This is a genomic window from Salmonella sp. SJTUF15581, from assembly GCF_043356775.1.
GTDB classification, from domain to species: Bacteria; Pseudomonadota; Gammaproteobacteria; order Enterobacterales; family Enterobacteriaceae; genus Salmonella; species Salmonella enterica.
In genome coordinates this window covers 409,164-429,184 of sequence record NZ_JBEUJY010000002.1, presented here as the reverse complement: position 1 = coordinate 429,184, position 20,021 = coordinate 409,164, and the positions used below count along the sequence as shown (strand labels likewise).

General features: G+C 52.7%; 22 protein-coding genes. 17 read left to right on the top strand and 5 right to left on the bottom strand.

Going from position 1 to position 20,021, the window contains the following annotated elements; genetic code table 11:
* Positions 1-111: 111 nt before the first annotated feature.
* Positions 112-1,299 carry a cystathionine beta-lyase gene (gene metC, locus ABVN36_RS05580; protein WP_020899254.1) on the bottom strand — a complete coding sequence of 396 codons (1,188 nt, stop codon included), beginning with the start codon at positions 1,297-1,299 and terminating at the stop codon, positions 112-114.
* 251 nt (positions 1,300-1,550) lie between these two features.
* Between metC and exbB the strand changes: the two genes are divergently transcribed.
* Together exbB and exbD are read left to right on the top strand one after the other, a co-directional pair.
* Positions 1,551-2,285, top strand: coding sequence for a tol-pal system-associated acyl-CoA thioesterase (gene exbB / locus ABVN36_RS05575; RefSeq protein ID WP_000527859.1), 735 nt, complete (start codon positions 1,551-1,553; stop codon positions 2,283-2,285).
* Between the two features lie 6 nt (positions 2,286-2,291).
* Entirely contained in the window at positions 2,292-2,717 is a 426-nt protein-coding gene (gene exbD, locus ABVN36_RS05570; protein WP_001251476.1) for a TonB system transport protein ExbD, read from the top strand.
* Between the two features lie 112 nt (positions 2,718-2,829).
* Here the strand turns inward: exbD and ABVN36_RS05565 are convergent, their stop codons facing one another.
* The 3 genes from ABVN36_RS05565 to ABVN36_RS05555 form a co-directional block, all read right to left on the bottom strand.
* Positions 2,830-3,714 (bottom strand): SDR family oxidoreductase, encoded by an 885-nt coding sequence (locus ABVN36_RS05565; protein WP_000019032.1) that lies wholly within the window; start codon positions 3,712-3,714, stop codon positions 2,830-2,832.
* A gap of 123 nt (positions 3,715-3,837) precedes the next feature.
* Positions 3,838-4,242, bottom strand: a complete 405-nt coding sequence (locus ABVN36_RS05560) for a hypothetical protein (protein ID WP_000665655.1) — start codon at positions 4,240-4,242, stop codon at positions 3,838-3,840.
* A complete protein-coding gene (locus tag ABVN36_RS05555) occupies positions 4,229-4,639 on the bottom strand; it encodes a hypothetical protein (protein ID WP_000936447.1) in 411 nt (136 codons plus the stop codon). The genes ABVN36_RS05560 and ABVN36_RS05555 overlap by 14 nt, the downstream gene beginning before the upstream one ends.
* Positions 4,640-4,742: 103 nt before the next feature.
* On the opposite strand from ABVN36_RS05555, the gene ABVN36_RS05550 reads away from it, so the two are divergent.
* The 14 genes from ABVN36_RS05550 to ABVN36_RS05485 all read left to right on the top strand — a co-directional run bounded on the left by ABVN36_RS05550 (position 4,743) and on the right by ABVN36_RS05485 (position 16,872).
* Positions 4,743-5,246, top strand: a complete 504-nt coding sequence (locus tag ABVN36_RS05550; protein WP_001519110.1) for an ESA_00282 family adhesion-associated protein — start codon at positions 4,743-4,745, stop codon at positions 5,244-5,246.
* Between the two features lie 218 nt (positions 5,247-5,464).
* On the top strand, positions 5,465-5,959 hold the full coding sequence (locus ABVN36_RS05545; protein ID WP_000439335.1) for a TIGR00645 family protein: 495 nt from the start codon (positions 5,465-5,467) through the stop codon (positions 5,957-5,959).
* Positions 5,960-6,265: 306 nt separating this feature from the next.
* Entirely contained in the window at positions 6,266-7,909 is a 1,644-nt protein-coding gene (locus tag ABVN36_RS05540; protein ID WP_023138731.1) for a methyl-accepting chemotaxis protein, read from the top strand.
* An 84-nt stretch (positions 7,910-7,993) separates the two neighbouring features.
* The gene (locus ABVN36_RS05535; protein ID WP_001059119.1) at positions 7,994-8,281 is read left to right on the top strand and encodes a DUF2623 family protein; all 288 of its coding nucleotides are present in this window, start codon (positions 7,994-7,996) and stop codon (positions 8,279-8,281) included.
* A 189-nt stretch (positions 8,282-8,470) separates the two neighbouring features.
* A complete protein-coding gene (hybO, locus tag ABVN36_RS05530; protein WP_000145429.1) occupies positions 8,471-9,589 on the top strand; it encodes a hydrogenase 2 small subunit in 1,119 nt (372 codons plus the stop codon).
* Between the two features lie 2 nt (positions 9,590-9,591).
* Complete coding sequence (gene hybA, locus ABVN36_RS05525; protein ID WP_001081721.1) at positions 9,592-10,578, top strand: hydrogenase 2 operon protein HybA; 987 nt, start codon at positions 9,592-9,594, stop codon at positions 10,576-10,578.
* Positions 10,568-11,746, top strand: coding sequence for a Ni/Fe-hydrogenase cytochrome b subunit (hybB, locus tag ABVN36_RS05520; RefSeq protein ID WP_000017678.1), 1,179 nt, complete (start codon positions 10,568-10,570; stop codon positions 11,744-11,746). Before hybA ends, hybB begins: the two co-directional genes overlap by 11 nt.
* Positions 11,743-13,446, top strand: a complete 1,704-nt coding sequence (gene hybC / locus ABVN36_RS05515) for a hydrogenase 2 large subunit (RefSeq protein WP_000083044.1) — start codon at positions 11,743-11,745, stop codon at positions 13,444-13,446. The genes hybB and hybC overlap by 4 nt, the downstream gene beginning before the upstream one ends.
* Entirely contained in the window at positions 13,446-13,940 is a 495-nt protein-coding gene (locus ABVN36_RS05510; RefSeq protein WP_001221960.1) for a HyaD/HybD family hydrogenase maturation endopeptidase, read from the top strand. Before hybC ends, ABVN36_RS05510 begins: the two co-directional genes overlap by 1 nt.
* The gene (hybE, locus tag ABVN36_RS05505; protein WP_000004951.1) at positions 13,933-14,421 is read left to right on the top strand and encodes a hydrogenase-2 assembly chaperone; all 489 of its coding nucleotides are present in this window, start codon (positions 13,933-13,935) and stop codon (positions 14,419-14,421) included. The genes ABVN36_RS05510 and hybE overlap by 8 nt, the downstream gene beginning before the upstream one ends.
* Positions 14,414-14,755: a hydrogenase maturation nickel metallochaperone HypA gene (hypA, locus tag ABVN36_RS05500; protein ID WP_000544945.1), complete on the top strand. Its 342-nt coding sequence runs from the start codon at positions 14,414-14,416 to the stop codon at positions 14,753-14,755. Before hybE ends, hypA begins: the two co-directional genes overlap by 8 nt.
* 27 nt (positions 14,756-14,782) lie before the next feature.
* Positions 14,783-15,031 carry a hydrogenase maturation factor HybG gene (gene hybG / locus ABVN36_RS05495; protein ID WP_000334887.1) on the top strand — a complete coding sequence of 83 codons (249 nt, stop codon included), beginning with the start codon at positions 14,783-14,785 and terminating at the stop codon, positions 15,029-15,031.
* A 75-nt stretch (positions 15,032-15,106) separates the two neighbouring features.
* Positions 15,107-16,159 carry an ABC transporter substrate-binding protein gene (locus ABVN36_RS05490; RefSeq protein WP_023138732.1) on the top strand — a complete coding sequence of 351 codons (1,053 nt, stop codon included), beginning with the start codon at positions 15,107-15,109 and terminating at the stop codon, positions 16,157-16,159.
* Positions 16,159-16,872 carry a molybdate ABC transporter substrate-binding protein gene (locus tag ABVN36_RS05485; RefSeq protein WP_020899249.1) on the top strand — a complete coding sequence of 238 codons (714 nt, stop codon included), beginning with the start codon at positions 16,159-16,161 and terminating at the stop codon, positions 16,870-16,872. The genes ABVN36_RS05490 and ABVN36_RS05485 overlap by 1 nt, the downstream gene beginning before the upstream one ends.
* Before the next feature lie 64 nt (positions 16,873-16,936).
* Here ABVN36_RS05485 and yghU read toward each other — a convergent pair whose 3' ends face one another.
* Positions 16,937-17,803 (bottom strand): glutathione-dependent disulfide-bond oxidoreductase, encoded by an 867-nt coding sequence (gene yghU / locus ABVN36_RS05480; protein ID WP_020899248.1) that lies wholly within the window; start codon positions 17,801-17,803, stop codon positions 16,937-16,939.
* A 226-nt stretch (positions 17,804-18,029) separates the two neighbouring features.
* Between yghU and gss the strand changes: the two genes are divergently transcribed.
* Complete coding sequence (gss, locus tag ABVN36_RS05475) at positions 18,030-19,886, top strand: bifunctional glutathionylspermidine amidase/synthase (protein ID WP_000033690.1); 1,857 nt, start codon at positions 18,030-18,032, stop codon at positions 19,884-19,886.
* The last annotated feature ends 135 nt before the right edge of the window (positions 19,887-20,021 follow it).

Below are 20,021 nucleotides of genomic sequence, written 5' to 3'. Positions count from 1 at the left end.
TTTTATTCGCCTATTGTACTCCTGAATCGTCCGGGATGCCTTGATCCCGGACGCAACAAACGCAGACTTTTCCACGGAAATTGTCTGCATATATGTCCATCCCCGGCAACTTTACACAATTCTGGCGAAGCCGGCGGCTAAATCAGCGATCAAATCATCAACACTCTCTAAACCAATATGCACCCGAACCAGCGTACCGGTAAAATCTACGCCGCCTGCGGGACGAATCGCGGCGATCTGTTCCGGCTGATTAGCAATAATCAGCGATTCGTAGCCTCCCCAGGAGTAGGCCATACTGAACAGCGAAAAGTTATCCAGATAGGCTGATAATTCTGCCTCGGTCAGCTTTTTATTGAGCACAAAGGAGAACAGACCGCTGCTGCCTGTAAAGTCTCGTTTCCAGAACGCATGACCTTTGCTACCCGGCAGGGCCGGATGATTAACGCGCGCGACCTGAGGATGGTTCGCCAGCCATGCGGCGATTTTGAGGCTGCTTTCTTGATGCTGGCGCAGCCGGACACCGAGTGTGCGCAGACCGCGGCTGGTCATATAAGCCGTGTCGGCGTCGAGCATTTGCCCCATCAGATAGGCGTTTTCCCGCAATTGTTCCCAGCAGCGCGCATTTGCAACGGCAGTCCCGACCATCGCATCAGAATGACCAATCAGATATTTAGTGCCCGCCTGGATAGAGATATCAATATCGAATTCCAGAGCTTTGAACAGAACGCCAGCCGCCCAGGTATTATCAATCATGATGACGGCTTCTGGCGCGACGCGTCTGACCGCACTGACAATGGTCGGAATATCATGTACTTCCATGGTAATAGAACCGGGGGATTCCAGAAAAACGATTTTCGTGTTCGGCTGAATATGTTGCGTGATATCAGCGCCGATGAGCGGGTCGAACCAGCTTGTCGTCACGCCCAGTTTGCCGAGAATTTTGCTGCAGAAATCCTGGCTGGGTTCATAGGCTGTGTTGGTCATCAGGATGTGGTCGCCCTGCTCAACGAATGCCAGAATGGTGTTGGCGACCGCCGCCGCGCCGCACGGGAAGAGCGCGCATCCGGCGCCGCCTTCCAGTTCACACATGGCTTCCTGGAGCGAAAAGTGAGTCAGCGTTCCCCGGCGTCCGTAAAATAATTCGCCGTTGGCGCGATTGCGGGTAGCGTGTTTTTTGGCCTCGACGGTGTCAAACACCAGTGAAGAAGCGCGTTGAATCACACTATTCACTGAGCCAAGCGTGTATTTTTTGCTGCGTCCTGCGTTTACCAGTTTGGTATCCAACTGTTTATCCGTCATGTTGCGTTTCCTGATTTTAACCGTCTGGATGTCTAAACTAGCATGAATATAACCATCTGCACCCTGGCGACGTGTGATACAGATGAAAATTTTGCCAAAATAAAAACAGGTGGCTTTTTTAATGCGTAAGCGCAAAGAAAAAGCAGTAAAGGTGCGGCAGTATGTAAATAGTAATGAGAACGACTATCAATTCGACGCCGTTTTGATATTATTATGCTCAGATTTTGTGATTTGCGTCCTGGAGATACAGAGTGGGTAATAATTTGATGCAGACGGATCTCTCCGTCTGGGGTATGTATCAGCACGCCGATATTGTCGTGAAGTGCGTGATGATTGGTCTGATTCTGGCGTCAGTCGTCACTTGGGCTATCTTCTTCAGTAAAAGCGTTGAATTTTTCACTCAAAAGCGCCGCTTAAAGCGCGAACAATTGCAATTAGCCGATGCGCGCTCCTTAGATCAGGCTTCCGACATTGCGGCAGGTTTCAGCGCGAAAAGCCTCAGCGCACAGCTCATCAATGAAGCGCAGAATGAACTGGAACTCTCTCAGGGCAGCGAAGATAACGAAGGGATTAAAGAACGTACCGGCTTCCGTCTGGAACGTCGCGTCGCGGCAGTTGGCCGCTACATGGGGCGAGGCAACGGTTATCTGGCGACGATCGGCGCCATTTCCCCCTTCGTCGGGTTGTTTGGCACCGTATGGGGCATTATGAATAGCTTCATCGGTATTGCGCAAACGCAGACCACCAACCTGGCGGTGGTTGCTCCTGGTATTGCGGAAGCGCTGCTGGCGACGGCGATTGGGCTGGTAGCCGCGATCCCGGCGGTCGTCATTTACAACATCTTCGCACGTCAGATAGGCAGTTACAAAGCAACGCTGGGCGACGTGGCGGCGCAGGTATTGCTGCTGCAAAGCCGCGATCTCGATCTGAATGCGAGCGCCAGTGCGCAGCCGGTACGCGCCGCGCAGAAATTACGGGTAGGGTAATGCGTCATGGCAATGCGTCTTAACGAGAACCTGGATGACAACGGCGAAATGCATGAAATCAACGTGACGCCGTTTATCGATGTCATGTTGGTTCTGCTGATTATCTTTATGGTGGCTGCGCCGCTGGCGACGGTGGACGTCAAGGTGAATCTGCCCGCTTCTACCAGTACGCCACAGCCGCGTCCGGAAAAACCGGTTTATCTGTCGGTGAAAGCGGATAACACCATGTTTATCGGTAACGATCCGGTGACGGATGATACGATGATTGCCGAGCTAACGGCCCTGACGGAAGGGAAAAAGGATACTACGATTTTCTTCCGCGCGGATAAAACCGTAGAGTATGAAACCCTGATGAAAGTGATGGATATGCTGCATCAGGCGGGCTATCTCAAGATTGGTCTGGTCGGCGAAGAGACCGCGAAAGCGAAATAAGTATTCTGCTGATGCTGTAGGCCGGGTAAGGCGAAGTCGCCACCCGGCTTTTTTATTGCCTAAGATGGCGCCTTGCGTAACAGAAGTGCGCCATCTTAATCGACTTCATGCGTTAGCCTAAATGCTCCCCGCCGCACACGCCGTGCACTTCTGCGGTAACGTAACTGGATTCCTGGCTTGCCAGATAGACATACACCGGCGCCAGCTCTGCCGGTTGGCCGGCCCGCTTCATTGGCGTCTGCTGACCAAACTGCGGAATTTTATCTTGGGTTTGGCCGCCGGAAATTTGCAGCGCTGTCCAGATAGGGCCAGGCGCGACAATATTCACACGAATTCCTTTTTCCGCCACCTGTTTCGCCAGGCCACGGCTGTAATTGAGGATTGCCGCCTTGGTTGCCGCATAATCCAGCAGGTGCGGACTGGGCTGATACGCCTGGATAGACGACGTCGTGATAATACTGGCGCCTTTTGGCAGCAGCGGAATCGCTTCCTGGGTTATCCAGAACAGGGCAAAAACGTTAACGGCGAAGGTTTGCTGAAATTGCTCGCTGGTCAGATCTTTTATCTCCGGGATTGCCGTTTGTTTACCGGCTACCAGCGCCAGAATGTCCAGACCGCCCAGCGCTTCACGCGCCTTATGGACCAGCGAACGGGCGAAAGATTCGTCGCTAAGATCGCCTGGCAATAACACCGCTTTACGGCCGCACTCCTCAATCAGCGCTTTAACCTGCTGAGCGTCCTCTTCTTCCGCTGGCAGGTAGTTGATCGCGACATCTGCGCCTTCACGCGCGTAAGCGATAGCGGCAGCGCGCCCAATTCCGGAGTCGCCCCCTGTCACCAGCGCCTTACGATCTTTAAGGCGACCACTGCCGACATAACTTTTTTCACCACAGTCAGGAACAGGCGTCATTTTCGCCTGGACGCCGGGCGCCGGCTGTTTTTGCTTAGGATACTCGCCGGTGTAATACTGCGTGGTAGGGTCGTATAGATGAGACATTGAGCTTCTCCCTTCAGGTTGAACACCCTTTAAGCGTAGACACTTTTACTACCGTAAGAGGGAGAATCAGAACGATCCTTATGCTTCGCCCGTATTCACAACAGAGTTAACTAGCCATGAAGGTTATTTTTCTTGCCGTGCGACGGTGGCGACGTTGCGCGTCCGGTAGTCGCCATCGGAAAGCTTACGCATCAGACGTAAGGTTGCCGTCTCGCGAGCCAGCAGATGCTGCCAGTCACTTTCAAGACGAGACATAATTTTGTCTCGTAATTCAGGATGCTGCTCGATAATGGCATTGATGGTCGCGCCATAAATCTCCTCTTTGACCTGTAACGCATACATCTCCCGTCGGTTTTGCCACTTCAGGCGCACTAACGCCGCCGGTATGGATACCACCTCCTGCGTTACCTTTTCCAGGGTGGCATTTTTACTGGCGATTAGCGCTGCAAGATTTTGCTTTAAGATAAATTCATCACTTTTATGGTTGTCTAAAGCCAAATAAACGTTATTGTCTTCAACTTCTTTCATCTTTATCTTCCAGTGAATAAAATAGCGGCATATTGGTTTCGCGAGTGATTAAATTAAGCCAAATGGCATTGCCTTTTTCATTTATCATTGCGGTTTTATCCGCCAGTATTTTACTTAGCGTTTGGGCATCAATATCGCCTTCTGCCTGTAGTGCGTTTATCAGGCGGGCAAACGTTTCAATTTTAGCCACACAATACAGACGTTCTTTAATATGACGGTCGCGTTCTTCAAATAATACGTTTCTGTGTTGCCCGGCAGCGTTAGCGCTAATTAAAATATCGGGCTCGAAATCGCTGAGTTTTGTCTTTCCCTGAGGCAAATTTTTACTGTTTTCTGTGGCTTCAGGGGGCGGCGATGACAGGCGAAAATGAGAGGAAACCAGATGCTCAGGAAGCATGACTAAATATCCTTTACGATCAGTGGCATACTATTTTTAATAGTGTAGGTTTCGTTGACAATAACATGGCGTAATTTTAAAATCAAAAAAAATGGAGCCTGCTATGAACAGTATTTTTTATTCTGTTATTATATTGCTATTACTGACCGGCGCGATACTCTTCCTGATGTGGGAGGTTAATAAAAAACGTCCTGGTGGAAAAATCGTAAATTTAAATCAAACTGAACCCATGACAAAGGAAGAGGGCGAAGATCATTTCTCAGTATTAATGAATTCGATAACGCCGGTATGGTACTGGCGCGTTAACCATGAATATATCGATTTCCTTCATGCAACGATAAAACGAATGACAATGACTGAGTTGAATGAAACGCCTGGATTATTTGACGCACAGCGTCGTTGCAGCGACCTTAACTCTGCCGTTTATAAGTATTACGACAATATTAAGAAGCGTTGTCTGAACGGAGAAAAGGTGCCGTATTCGGATTTGGACGTCCTTAATTTACGCCAGTGTTTTCGCGAGTTCAGTCTTGAAGCCTACCCGGCATTGGTCGCGCTGGTATGGCCGGAATATCAGCGCCCGCAGGTTAACCCGGATGAGATTTAGAGCCTATCCCATTAGGGCTATTTTACTTGCCATTTTGGACCTGGGCAGTGCTCAAAATCCTCACGTACTACGTGTACGCTCCGGTTTTTGCGCGCTGTCCGTGTCCAAACTGGCTGCGCCAATAACGCCTGGTGGGATAGGCTCTTAACTGGCATGTTGATCTGATGTTGCATGGTTGAGATATACTGTTGCTGGTTTTAGTTACCTGACAGGTCCCTATGGAACGCTTTCTTGAAAATGTAATGTATGCGTCTCGCTGGCTGCTCGCGCCGGTGTATTTTGGCCTCTCTTTGGCGCTGATCGCTTTAGCGCTAAAATTTTTCCAGGAAATTCTACACGTTCTGCCGAATGTTTTTGCCCTGGCGGAGGCCGATCTGATCCTGGTGTTGTTATCGCTGGTTGATATGACGCTGGTCGGCGGGTTGCTGGTAATGGTCATGTTCTCCGGGTATGAGAATTTTGTCTCTCAGTTGGATATCTCTGCGGGCAAGGAGAAGCTGAACTGGCTGGGGAAAATGGATGCGACTTCGCTAAAAAATAAGGTGGCGGCATCAATAGTCGCTATTTCTTCCATTCACCTGTTACGCGTGTTTATGGACGCGAAAAACGTCCCGGATAACAAATTAATGTGGTATGTCATCATCCATCTGACCTTTGTCCTGTCGGCGTTCGTGATGGGCTATCTGGACAGATTGACGCGGCATAACCATTGAGCCGCCGTCCACGGCGGGGCAGTCGGGCAAAGGACGCTGAGCCCGGCTGTAAAACAGCGCTTCTTTAACGGCGGATAACCGTCTCCCTGCAGCCTTACGCAATATTTTTACTACATCTATTCATTTACTCAGTAATAACACTGAAAGATTTTCTCTGCGTTCACAGATATATAACATCTGCGGGTACGTAAACGGCGATAACTGTAAAAAAATGGAGAATGCATTATATATTCTCCGCGCCTTGCCGATAACGAGAGTGCGTCATCGTCTGATGACTAATCTCTTATATTCAGCAAGGAAATTCATATGCGTTTGCTGCAAAACTTTACTATTCGTATGGTCATGCTGACGATACTGGGACTTTTTTGTCTACTCTGGTCGGGGGTGGGGTTATACAGCGTCCATGCTTTATCCGAAGTTTCGGAAGGAAATGATATTGACCGGCATCTTGTGCGGCAAATGACGGTGCTAAGCCAGGGTAACGATCAATATTTCCGCTTTGTTACCCGCCTTAGCCGCGCGATGGATGTAAAAATCGGCGGCGGCACGCCCGATTTTGCGCCCGCCCGGCAGTCGCTCGAGAATATGCGTCAGAAGCTGGAGGAGATGAAAGCGCTATCGCCAGGGCCGATGAACCCTGATATCTCAAGGGAGGTCTTGTCCAACTGGCAGGCCTTGCTGGAGAAAGGCGTCGTTCCTCAAATGCAACTGGCGCAGCAAGGATCGCTGACCGCCTGGAGCGAACATGCCAGTACGGTCACGCCCGCACTCAGTCGCGCGTTCGGCGCCAGCGCGGAACGGTTTAGTCATGAAGCTGGCGCCATGCTGGATAACACACGTGTGATGGTCGATGGTAAAACCTATACCATCCGCATCCTGCTTATCACGGCGGTGATTCTGGGCATTGCTATCCTGATTTTTACCGATCGCTATCTGGTTGCAATGATGGTGAAACCGCTGGAGCGCATCCGTCAGCAATTTCAGCGCATCGCGCAAGGCGATCTTAGCCAGCCGATTGAAGCGTTGGGGCGTAACTGCGTAGGCCGGTTGGTGCCGCTACTGCGCGCGATGCAGGACAGTTTACGCGAAGCCGTGAGTACGATCCGCGCCGGAAGCGACAATATCTGGCGCGGCGCGACGGAAATTTCTACCGGTAATAACGATCTCTCTTCCCGAACGGAAGAACAGGCCGCCGCGCTGGAAGAAACTGCCGCCAGCATGGAACAGCTTACCGCAACGGTGAAAATGAACGCCGAACACGCTCGCCAGGCGAGTCAGCTTGCGGATGCCGCCTCGCTAACGGCAGGAAAAGGCGGTGAACTGGTTTCCGATGTGGTAGAAACAATGAACGGTATTTCCGCTAGTTCGCAGCAGATCGCCGAAATTACTACCGTGATTAATAGTATTGCTTTCCAGACCAATATTCTGGCCTTGAACGCAGCGGTAGAAGCGGCCAGAGCGGGCGAGCAGGGACGCGGCTTCGCGGTGGTCGCCGGTGAGGTACGTAACCTGGCCAGCCGCAGCGCGGGGGCGGCGAAAGAAATTGAAGCTTTAATTGGCGAATCGGTACGTCGCGTAGCGCAGGGCGCGCAGTTGGTCCAGGAGACCGGCGCGACGATGGAAGCCATCCTGCGCGGCGTCACGGAAGTGACGACGATTATGAAACAGATCGCATCCGCCTCCGAAGATCAGAGTAAAGGTATCTCTCAGGTTGGCGTGGCGATCACGCAAATGGATAGCGTTACGCAACAAAACGCCGCGCTGGTTGAGCAGGTTTCCGCGGCGGCGGCGGCGCTGGAACGGCAGACGGAGGATTTGCAACGCTCCGTACAGCAGTTCCGGCTTTCCGCTAGTGAGCCGCAACAACGCGTAACGGCGAAAGCGGCGCCTGGCGTTCAGAGAATGGCGTCGGCTCCCGCACAGTCTACTGATGAATGGGTTTCCTTCTGATGTGAAGCAAAAAAGCGCGTAATGCGCTGGCCTTCATTTAACCAGTCGCTATATAATTTATTATATAGCGACTAAGGAGGTCAGATGAATAATCATTTTGGGAAAGGGTTAATGGCCGGGTTGCACGCGCCTTATGCATATAGCGCGCATCATGCGGTGAATTTCTGTTCAGAGTATAAACGTGGCTTTGTTTTGGGTTTTACACACCGTATGTTCGAAAAGACCGGCGATCGTCAACTTAGCGCGTGGGAGGCCGGAATTCTGACGCGTCGCTATGGTCTGGATAAAGAAATGGTGATGGATTTCTTTAAAGAGAATCATTCCGGGATGGCGGTTCGCTTCTTTATGGCCGGTTATCGACTCGAAGGTTGATCCAACAGGGGTATTATCTTGCTTTAATTAATTACACTATCGCCTCTTCCCTTCGTTTTACTGTTCCGTCGAAGTATTATGGCGCACATAACCATAAAAAAAGTGTGGTAAATGGCGTACCGATCGCAATAACTTCTTCGCGAACAGTGCAAAATAAAAGCCAGGTCTTCGTAACGGAATAACTATAAAATGACTGGAGATAATACTCTCATCACTTCTCACGGCATTAACCGTCGTGATTTCATGAAGCTTTGTGCAGCACTGGCCGCTACTATGGGGCTCAGTAGCAAAGCCGCCGCAGAAATGGCAGAATCGGTATCCAATCCACAGCGTCCGCCCGTTATCTGGATTGGCGCTCAGGAGTGTACCGGTTGTACCGAATCACTGCTTCGTGCTACACACCCAACCGTTGAAAACCTCGTTCTGGAGACTATCTCTCTGGAATACCACGAGGTACTTTCCGCCGCATTCGGTCACCAGGTCGAAGAAAACAAACATAACGCTCTGGAGAAGTATAAAGGGCAATATGTTCTGGTGGTGGATGGTTCTATCCCACTAAAAGATAACGGTATCTACTGCATGGTTGCCGGCGAGCCGATCGTGGATCACATCCGCAAAGCCGCTGACGGCGCAGCCGCGATTATCGCTATCGGTTCCTGCTCGGCATGGGGCGGCGTTGCTGCGGCTGGCGTAAACCCAACCGGCGCTGTCAGTCTGCAGGAAGTCTTACCGGGCAAAACGGTTATCAATATTCCAGGTTGTCCGCCAAACCCGCATAACTTCCTGGCGACCGTCGCGCATATCATCACTTACGGCACGCCGCCGAAGCTGGATGCGAAAAATCGTCCAACCTTTGCCTATGGCCGTCTGATTCATGAGCATTGCGAACGTCGTCCACACTTCGACGCAGGCCGTTTTGCCAAAGAATTTGGCGACGAAGGCCACCGTCAGGGCTGGTGTCTCTACCATCTTGGCTGTAAAGGGCCGGAAACCTGGGGCAACTGTTCTACGTTACAGTTCTGTGACGTTGGCGGCGTCTGGCCAGTGGCGATCGGCCATCCTTGCTATGGCTGTAACGAAGAAGGTATCGGCTTCCATAAGGGCATTCACCAGCTTGCTCATGTCGAAAACCAAACTCCGCGTTCAGAGAAACCTGACGTCAATATGAAAGAAGGCGGCAATATCTCTGCGGGCGCTGTCGGTCTGCTTGGCGGCGTAGTCGGTCTGGTTGCCGGCGTCAGCGTGATGGCGGTACGTGAACTGGGGCGTCAGCAAAAGAAAGATAACGCTGACTCACGGGGAGAATAACCGTGAACAGACGTGACTTTATTAAAGCAGCCTCCGGTGGAGCATTGCTGTTGGGCGCCGCGCCGTCTGTCAGCCATGCGGCTGCAGAAAACCGTCCGCCGATTCCAGGTTCGCTGGGTATGCTGTATGACTCCACTCTGTGCGTGGGCTGTCAGGCCTGCGTCACAAAGTGTCAGGATATCAACTTCCCGGCGCGTAACCCGGAAGGGGAGCAGACTTGGTCGAACAACGACAAGCTGTCGCCGTATACCAATAACATTATTCAGGTATGGCGTAGCGGCACGGGCGTGAACAAAGATCAGGAAGAGAACGGCTATGCCTACATCAAGAAACAGTGTATGCACTGCGTCGATCCTAACTGCGTTTCCGTTTGTCCGGTGTCGGCGCTGAAAAAAGATCCGAAAACCGGCATCGTCCACTATGACAAAGATGTCTGCACCGGCTGCCGTTACTGCATGGTCGCCTGTCCGTACAACGTACCTAAGTACGACTACAACAACCCGTTTGGCGCGCTTCACAAGTGTGAGCTGTGTAACCAGAAAGGCGTTGAGCGTCTGGATAAAGGCGGTTTGCCTGGGTGTGTGGAAGTTTGTCCGGCAGGGGCCGTCATTTTCGGTACTCGTGAAGAGCTGATGGCGGAAGCGAAAAAACGTCTGGCCCTCAAACCAGGCAGTGAATATCACTATCCGCGCCAGACGTTGAAAACGGACGACACCTATCTGCATACGGTGCCTAAATACTACCCACACCTCTACGGTGAAAAAGAGGGCGGTGGTACTCAGGTGCTGGTGCTGACAGGCGTTCCTTATGAAGATCTGGATCTGCCGAAGCTGGATGACCTTTCAACCGGAGCGCGCTCCGAGCATGTTCAACACACGCTTTATAAAGGCATGATACTACCCCTGGCTGCGCTGGCGGGCTTAACCGTGCTGGTTCGTCGTAATAGCAAAAACGACCATCACGATGGAGGAGACGATCATGAGTCATGATCCAAAACCGCTGGGCGGAAAAATCATCAGTAAACCGGTCATTATTTTTGGACCGTTAATCGTCCTGTGTATGCTCCTTATCGTGAAGCGTCTGGTCTTCGGGTTGGGCTCCGTTTCCGACCTGAACGGCGGTTTCCCGTGGGGCGTCTGGATTGCCTTTGACCTGTTGATCGGCACTGGCTTTGCCTGTGGCGGTTGGGCGTTGGCATGGGCGGTATATGTCTTTAACCGTGGGCAATACCATCCGTTGGTGCGCCCGGCGTTGCTGGCAAGCTTGTTTGGTTACTCGCTGGGCGGCCTGTCGATCACTATCGACGTCGGTCGTTACTGGAACCTGCCGTACTTCTACATTCCAGGTCACTTCAACGTGAACTCGGTACTGTTTGAGACGGCGGTCTGTATGACCATCTACATCGGCGTGATGGCGCTGGAGTTTGCGCCTGCCCTGTTTGAACGTCTGGGCTGGAAAGTGTCGCTCAAGCGTCTGAATAAGGTGATGTTCTTTATTATCGCGCTGGGCGCGCTGCTGCCGACGATGCACCAGTCCTCAATGGGGTCATTGATGATCTCGGCGGGCTATAAAGTGCATCCGCTATGGCAAAGCTATGAAATGCTGCCGCTGTTCTCGGTTCTGACCGCGTTTATCATGGGCTTCTCCATTGTCATATTTGAGGGGTCGCTGGTTCAGGCTGGCCTGAAAGGAAACGGTCCGGATGAGAAAAATTTGTTTGTTAAGCTGACGAATACCATCAGCGTGCTGCTGGCGATTTTCGTCGTCCTGCGCTTTGGCGAACTGATTTATCGCGACAAGCTGTCCTATGCGTTTGCCGGCGATTTTTACTCCGCTATGTTCTGGATTGAAGTCGTCCTGATGGTCTTCCCGTTAGTGGTGCTGCGTGTGGCGAAACTGCGTAATGACTCTCGTATGCTGTACCTGTCGGCGCTGAGCGCGCTGTTGGGCTGCGCGACGTGGCGTCTGACCTATTCGCTGGTGGCATTCAACCCGGGTGGCGGCTACCACTACTTCCCAACCTGGGAAGAATTGTTGATTTCTATTGGTTTTGTGGCTATTGAGATTTGTGCATACATCGTACTCATTCGTCTACTGCCGATACTTCCTCCTTTAAAACAAAACGATCATAATCGTCATGAGGCGAGCAAAGCATGAGCCAGAGAATTACTATTGATCCGGTAACCCGTATTGAGGGTCATTTACGCATTGACTGCGAAATTGAGAACGGCGTCGTATCCAAAGCATGGGCGTCCGGCACCATGTGGCGCGGTATGGAAGAGATCGTGAAGAACCGCGATCCGCGCGATGCGTGGATGATTGTGCAGCGTATTTGCGGCGTTTGTACGACAACTCACGCGATCTCCTCCGTTCGTGCGGCGGAAAGCGCGCTGAATATTGATGTTCCCGTCAACGCGCAGTATATCCGTAATATTATTCTGGCGGCGCATACCACCCATGACCACATTGTCCATTTCTACCAGCTCTCTGCTCTGGACTGGGTGGACATTACCTCTGCGCTGAAAGCCGATCCGGAAAAAGCTTCTGCGATGCTGGATGGCGTGTCGAGCTGGCACCTGAACAGCGCGCAAGAGTTCACGAAAGTTCAGAACAAGATCAAGGATCTTGTCGCCAGCGGTCAGTTAGGTATTTTCGCCAATGGCTACTGGGGGCACCCGGCAATGCAGTTACCGCCGGAGGTCAACCTGATTGCGGTCGCCCACTATCTGCAGGCGCTGGAATGTCAGCGTGACGCTAACCGCGTGGTGGCGTTGCTGGGCGGTAAATCGCCGCATATCCAGAACCTGGCGGTCGGTGGGGTGGCGAACCCGATCAATCTCGACAGCATCGGTACGTTGAACCTCGAACGTCTGATGTACATCAAATCGTTTATCGATAAGCTGAGCGATTTTGTCGAGCAGGTGTATAAAGTGGATACCGCAGTCATCGCTGCCTACTATCCGGAATGGCTGGAGCGCGGCAAAGGCGCGGTGAACTACCTGAGCGCGCCGGAATTCCCGACCGACGGTAAAAACGGCAGTTTCCTGTTCCCGGGCGGTTACATTACCAATGCCGATCTGTCGACATACCGTCCGATCACCTCTCACTCCGACGAGTTCCTGATTAAAGGTATTCAGGAGAGCGCGAAGCACGCCTGGTACAAAGATGAAGCGCCGCAGGCGCCGTGGGAAGGCACTACGATCCCGGCTTACGACGGTTGGTCGGATGACGGTAAATACTCATGGGTCAAGTCGCCGACATTCTACGGCAAAACCGTCGAAGTCGGGCCGCTGGCGAACATGCTGTGTAAACTGGCTGCAGGTCGTGAATCCACCCAGACTAAGCTCAATGAAATCATTGCGCTTTATCAGAAGCTGACCGGCAAAACGCTGGAAATGGCGCAACTTCACTCTACGCTGGGTCGTATCATCGGGCGTACCGTTCACTGTTGTGAACTGCAAAACATATTGCAGGATCAATACAACGCGCTGATTGTAAATATCGGCAAAGGCGATTACACCACGTTTGTGAAGCCGAACATTCCGGCGACGGGCGAGTTCAAAGGCGTGGGCTTCCTGGAGGCGCCGCGCGGTATGCTGTCTCACTGGATGGTGATTAAAGACGGTATTATCAGTAACTATCAGGCAGTGGTGCCATCGACCTGGAACTCAGGTCCGCGTAACTTCAACGATGACGTGGGGCCGTACGAACAGTCGCTGGTCGGTACGCCGATCGCCGATCCGGCGAAGCCGCTGGAAGTGGTACGTACCATCCACTCCTTCGACCCTTGCATGGCGTGCGCGGTGCACGTAGTGGACGCCGATGGCAATGAAGTGGTCTCGGTGAAGGTTTTGTAATGCGGATATTAGTCTTAGGGGTCGGCAATATTTTGCTGACCGATGAAGCCATCGGGGTGCGTATTGTTGAAGCGTTAGAGCAACGATACACCCTGCCGGATTTCGTTGAGATTCTGGATGGCGGTACGGCGGGAATGGAACTTCTTGGCGATATGGCGAATCGTGATCATTTGATCATTGCCGACGCCATCGTGTCGAAAAAGAACGCGCCGGGAACCATTATGGTACTGCGCGACGATGAAGTTCCGGCGCTGTTCACCAACAAAATCTCCCCCCATCAGCTTGGACTGGCCGACGTATTGTCGGCCCTCCGCTTTACCGGCGAGTTTCCGAAGAAGTTGACCCTGGTCGGCGTTATTCCACAGTCGCTGGAACCGCACATCGGCTTAACGCCAACCGTAGAAGCGATGATTGAACCTGCGCTTGAGCAGGTTCTTGCTGCGCTGCGTGAATCCGGTGTCGAAGCAATTCCTAAGGAGACGGCGCATGTCTGAAACGTTTTCCGGATTCGACACGGCGCCCGTCGCTCGGGTTCAGGCGGCGTTTGAAGAGATAGCCCATCGTTCGATGCACGATCTTTCGTTTCTGCATCCGACTATGCCAGTGCATGTCTCTGATTTTACGTTGTTTGAAGGACAATGGACGGGCACGGTAATTACGCCGTGGATGTTAAGCGCATTAATCTTCCCTGGCCCGGACCAGATCTGGCCCGGGCGTACCGTCGGTGAAAAACTCGGTCTGCAACTGCCTTATGGCACGATGACCTTTACCGTTGGCGAACTGGAAGGCGTTTCGCAATATCTTGCCTGCTCGTTGATGTCGCCGCTTTCCCGTAGCCTGTCGCCGGAAGAGGGCGTCCGGCTGGCGGATGACTGCGCGCGGATGCTGTTATCCCTGCCGGTAAGCAATCCTGATGCGCCGCAGACAAGCCGGCGTGCGTTGCTGTTTGGCCGTCGGAGCTGTGAGAATGCATGAGCTGTCTCTTTGCCAAAGCGCCGTTGAAATTATTCAGCAGCAGGCAGAACAGCACGGCGTGGCGCGCGTCACCGGCGTATGGCTGGAGATAGGCGCGCTTTCGTGCGTTGAAGAGCGCGCGGTTCGTTTCAGTTTTGATATCGCCTGCCAGGGGACTTTAGCGCAAGGGTGCGAATTGCACATCGACTACAGACCGGCCCAGGCCTGGTGCTGGGATTGCAGTCAGGTGGTGGAAATTCTCAGGCATGACGCGCAATGTCCGCATTGTCATGGCGATCGCCTGCGGGTGGATACCGGCGATTCGTTGAAAGTAAAAAGTATTGAGGTCGAATAACCCGCATTTTATTTCAGGTGGTTAATTATGTGTATTGGCGTCCCCGGTCAGGTGCTGGCCGTCGGAGATGATATTCACCAGCTTGCGCAGGTGGAAGTGTGTGGCATCAAACGTGATGTCAATATTGCTCTGATTTGTGAAGGTAAGCCAGCCGATCTGATAGGGCAATGGGTATTGGTACACGTTGGTTTTGCGATGAGCATCATTGACGAAGACGAAGCGAAAGCCACGTTAGATGCGCTGCGCCGCATGGAGTACGACATCACCAGCGCGTGATCCCTTAATCACCTCTATTATATCGCTCTATAATCGTTGTATAATTATTTATATATCGATTGTGGGGCGAAACCTATGAATAAATTTTTGCGCCAGCTCTCTCTGCTGGCGTTGCTTTTTTGCTGGCCGTTAATGTCACAAGCGGCGCGTACTTTTACCGATCAAATTGGCCGCCAGGTCACGGTTCCCGACACCGTCGACAGAGTGGTGGTGCTCCAGCATCAAACGCTCAATCTCCTTGTACAGATGAATGCCACTGACAAAATCGTTGGGGTCATGGCGAACTGGAAACAGCAATTAGGCGACGGCTATGCGCGTCTGGCGCCGGAACTGGCGCAAAAAGCCTCGCTGGGCGATCTAACGCACGTTGATCCTGAAAAACTGGTGGCGCTGCACCCGCAGGTGGTGTTTGTCACGAATTACGCTCCGCAGGAGATGATCGACAAGATCAGCCGTCTTGGCATTCCGGTGGTGGCGATTTCGCTGCGCCATGATATTGCTGGCGAGCAGGCTAAAATGAACCCGACCCTGGCCGATGAAGAGCAGGCTTATAATCGCGGGCTGCGTGAAGGAATAACGCTGATTGGCGATATCGTCAATAAACCGCAGGAGGCGAAAGCGCTGATTGAGGCGATGGATAAAGGTCGCAAGATGGTCAGCGACCGTTTGCAGTCGGTTCCTGAAAATGAGCGGGTTCGCGCCTATATGGCGAATCCGGAGTTGACCACCTACGGTTCCGGTAAATATACCGGTCTGATGATGGCCCATGCGGGGGCGCTGAATGTAGCGGCATCCTCGGTGAAAGGCTTTAAGCAGGTGACAATGGAGCAGGTGATCGCCTGGGATCCACAGGTGATCTTTGTCCAGAATCGCTATCCAAAGGTCGTCAATGAGATCCTGCACAATCCCCAGTGGCAGGTCATTGACGCGGTGAAGCATCATCGGGTTTACCTGATGCCGGATTATGCCAAAGCCTGGGGATATCCGATGCCGGAGGCGGTGGGAATCGGCGAACTGTGGATGGCGAAAAAACTCTATCCGCAAAAATTCCACGATATTGACATGCAAAAGGCCGCTAACGACTGGTATCAACGTTTTTACCGTACTGACTATCAGGGCGTACAGTGATGCGAATACTGGCTGCGGGGAGCTTGCGCGTCGTCTGGCCGCAGCTAATGACGGCGTTTCAGGCGGATGCGGTATGTGATTTCGGTCCGGCGGGGCTGTTACGTGAACGTATCGAAGCGGGCGAAGCATGCGACTTTTTTGCTTCGGCGAACCTGGCGCATCCGCAGGCGCTGCTGGAAAGCGGGCGGGCGCTGCGGGTCGCGCCTTTTACGGCGAACCGTTTGTGTCTGAGCGTGCGGGCGCAGGCGATGCGTGAAGGCGAGGACTGGCTGTCGCTATTAACCCGGCGGGATCTGCGGATCGGCACCTCAACAGCAGGTTGCGATCCTTCCGGCGATTATACGCAGCAGCTTTTTTCGCGGATGGGCAAGGAGGGCGAAGCGGTCCGAAAACGCGCGGTAGCGCTGGTTGGCGGCAGGCAGACTTTGCCGTTACCGGCGGGCCGGCTGGCGGCGGAATGGCTCATCAATCATGATTACACCGATATCTTTATCGGCTATGCCAGCTATGCTCCCAGGCTACGGCTGGTTAATTCGCTGCGAGTGGTTGATATCCCGGAACCTTATAATCCCGTGGCTGAATATGGCTTTGCCTGCCTGAGCGAGCAGGGAAAAACGCTTGCCGACTTTTTACTATCAGCACGGGCGAGGTTGATTCTCATGCAACATGGGTTTAGTGAAGCGTCGAATATGACACACTCGCAGAACGGATAAGCGAAGCGTCAGCAGGGAATACCATGCCGGATGACGACATTACTACCTCATCCGGCATCATGGTTTAACTTTGACGTTTATCTTCGGTATGGTTTTCGAAGTCGCTGGCGTCATGGCGTTCGTGAAGCTGTTCGTTCAATGGGCCGTTGGTCCGGTTGACAATGCGCCCCCGCTTTACCGCCGGACGTTCGGCTACCTGTTTCGCCCAGCGTTGTACGTTTTGATAACTTCCGGCATCCAGAAACTCCGCTGCATCATAGACATTCCCCAGCACCACGTTGCCGAACCACGGCCAGATGGCCATATCGGCAATAGTGTACTCTTCTCCCGCGACATACGGGTGGTGAGCTAACTGCTTATCCAGCACGTCCAGCAGACGCTTGGCTTCCATGGTGAAGCGATTAATGGCGTACTCAATTTTTACCGGCGCATAATGATAGAAATGACCGAAACCGCCGCCGAGGAACGGCGCCGCGCCCTGTAGCCAGAACAACCAGTTAAGGGTTTCTGTGCGCTTAGCCAGATCCTGCGGCAGGAAATGGCCAAACTTATCCGCCAGATAAACAAGAATTGCGCCCGACTCAAAAACCCGAATCGGCGGGTTGTGTGAGTTATCGCGCAGCGCCGGAATTTTTGAGTTCGGATTGATGCCAACAAAGCCGCTGGAGAACTGATCGCCCTCGCCGATGCGAATCAACCAGGCGTCATATTCGGCGCCGGTCACGCCCAGCGCCAGGAGCTCTTCCAGCATAATGGTCACTTTCTGGCCGTTAGGCGTCCCCAGCGAATAAAGCTGTAACGGATGTTTGCCGACGGGCAGCGTTTTGTCGTGCGTCGGGCCGGAAACCGGGCGATTAATGTTAGCGAACGCGCCGCCGCCGGATTTATCCCACGTCCAGACTTTTGCGGGTTGATAAGTATTATCTGCCATATTGACCTGCCTTCACAGTGGTGGTGTTGAAGCAGTGTAGCAGCTTGCTAACCGGACATTTAACCGATTGGGACATTCCGGCGAGTGAAATTTTAACCTTCTGGCCTCAGTGTGCCTTATTGAGGTGTATGATTATGTCGACCTCTGTCCGGTTAGTGTCACAGAGCAGACAATCAGAGCGAAATCACGCCAGGCTGCTCAGGCGGTCTTGTTTTGAGGTAAGTGCATGAGCAAAGGAACCACCAGTCAGGATGCCCCCTTCGGGACATTATTGGGTTACGCCCCCGGCGGCGTAGCGATCTACTCTTCAGATTACAATTCCCTCGATCCGTGGGACGACGACGACGCAGCTTTTCGTAGCTACATCGACGATGAATACATGGGGCATAAATGGCAGTGCGTGGAATTTGCCCGCCGTTTTCTCTTTCTGAATTATGGCGTTGTTTTTACTGACGTCGGCATGGCCTGGGAAATCTTCTCGCTACGTTTTCTGCGCGAGGTCGTGAATGACAATATTTTGCCTTTGCAGGCCTTCCCGAACGGTTCGCCGCGCGCGCCGGAGGCCGGGGCGCTGCTCATCTGGCAAAAGGGCGGCGAGTTTAACGAAACCGGGCACGTCGCGATTATCACCCAACTCCTGGATAACAAAATTCGTATTGCTGAGCAAAACGTTATCCACACGCCATTGCCGCCAGGGCAGCAGTGGACTCGCGAACTGGAAATGGTCGTAGAAAACGGGTGTTACACCCTGCGCGACACCTTTGATGACACGACGATTTTAGGCTGGATGATCCAGACCGACGACACGCAATACAGTTTGTCACAGCCTGACATCGCGAATCAGTCGCTGGCGATTCGCGGCGCAAGACTGCCAGAGAAAGGTCAGTTTGACGGTCAGTGGCTGGATGAGCGCGATCCGTTACAAAAAGCCTATGTACAGGCGAACGGACACGTTATCAATCAGGACCCGTACCAGTATTTTACCATCACCGAGAGCGCTGAACAGGAGCTTATCAAAGCGACCAATGAGTTGCATTTGATGTACCTGCACGCCACGGACAAAGTTTTAAAAGACGATAATCTGCTGGCGCTATTCGATATCCCCAAAATTCTTTGGCCGCGTCTGCGCCTCTCCTGGCAGCGCCGTCGTCACCATATGATCACCGGTCGTATGGATTTCTGCATGGATGAACGCGGGCTGAAAGTCTATGAATACAATGCCGATTCCGCATCATGCCATACCGAAGCGGGATTAATTCTCGAAAAATGGGCTGAGCAGGGCTATACCGGTAAAGGGCATAACCCGGCGGAGGGCTTAATTAACGAGCTGGCAGGCGCCTGGAAACACAGTAAAGCGCGTCCTTTCGTCCATATCATGCAGGATGATGATATCGAGGAGGACTATCACGCGCAGTTTATGCAGCAGGCGCTGCATCAGGCCGGTTTCGCGAGCAAAATTCTCCGCGGGCTGGGCGAGTTGCGCTGGGATGACGCCGGGCAGTTGATCGATGGCGACGGACGGCTGGTGAATTGTGTCTGGAAAACCTGGGCGTGGGAAACGGCGATGGAGCAGATACGCGAAGTCAGTGAGACGGAGTATGCCGCAGTGCCTATTCGTACCGGGCACCCGGAAAATGAAGTCCGGCTGATTGATGTATTACTGCGCCCGGAAGTGTTGGTGTTTGAACCGCTGTGGACGGTGATCCCGGGTAACAAAGCGATCCTGCCCATCCTGTGGTCGCTCTTCCCGCATCATCGCTATTTGCTCGACACGGATTTTACCGTTAACGATGAGCTGGTGCAGACCGGCTATGCGGTAAAACCGATTGCCGGACGTTGCGGTAGTAATATTGATTTGGTGAGCCATCAGGAAGAGCTCCTGGATAAAACCAGCGGCAAGTTCGCCACGCAGAAAAATATCTATCAGCAGTTGTGGTGCCTGCCGAAGGTCGCCGGGAAGTATATTCAGGTCTGTACGTTTACCGTGGGCGGTAACTACGGCGGTACGTGCCTGCGCGGCGATGATTCATTAGTCATTAAAAAAGAGAGCGATATTGAACCGTTAATCGTCATCAAAGCGTAACGGGGTCATTCTCGTCGGGATATCGGCGTGTGTGCCGATATCCCGCCTGTTGTGTTTACCAGCGAACGGCTATCAGCCTGCCATTTACTGGTAACATATGAGAAATAATATCACAAATTATTCTTAACTTTTCTG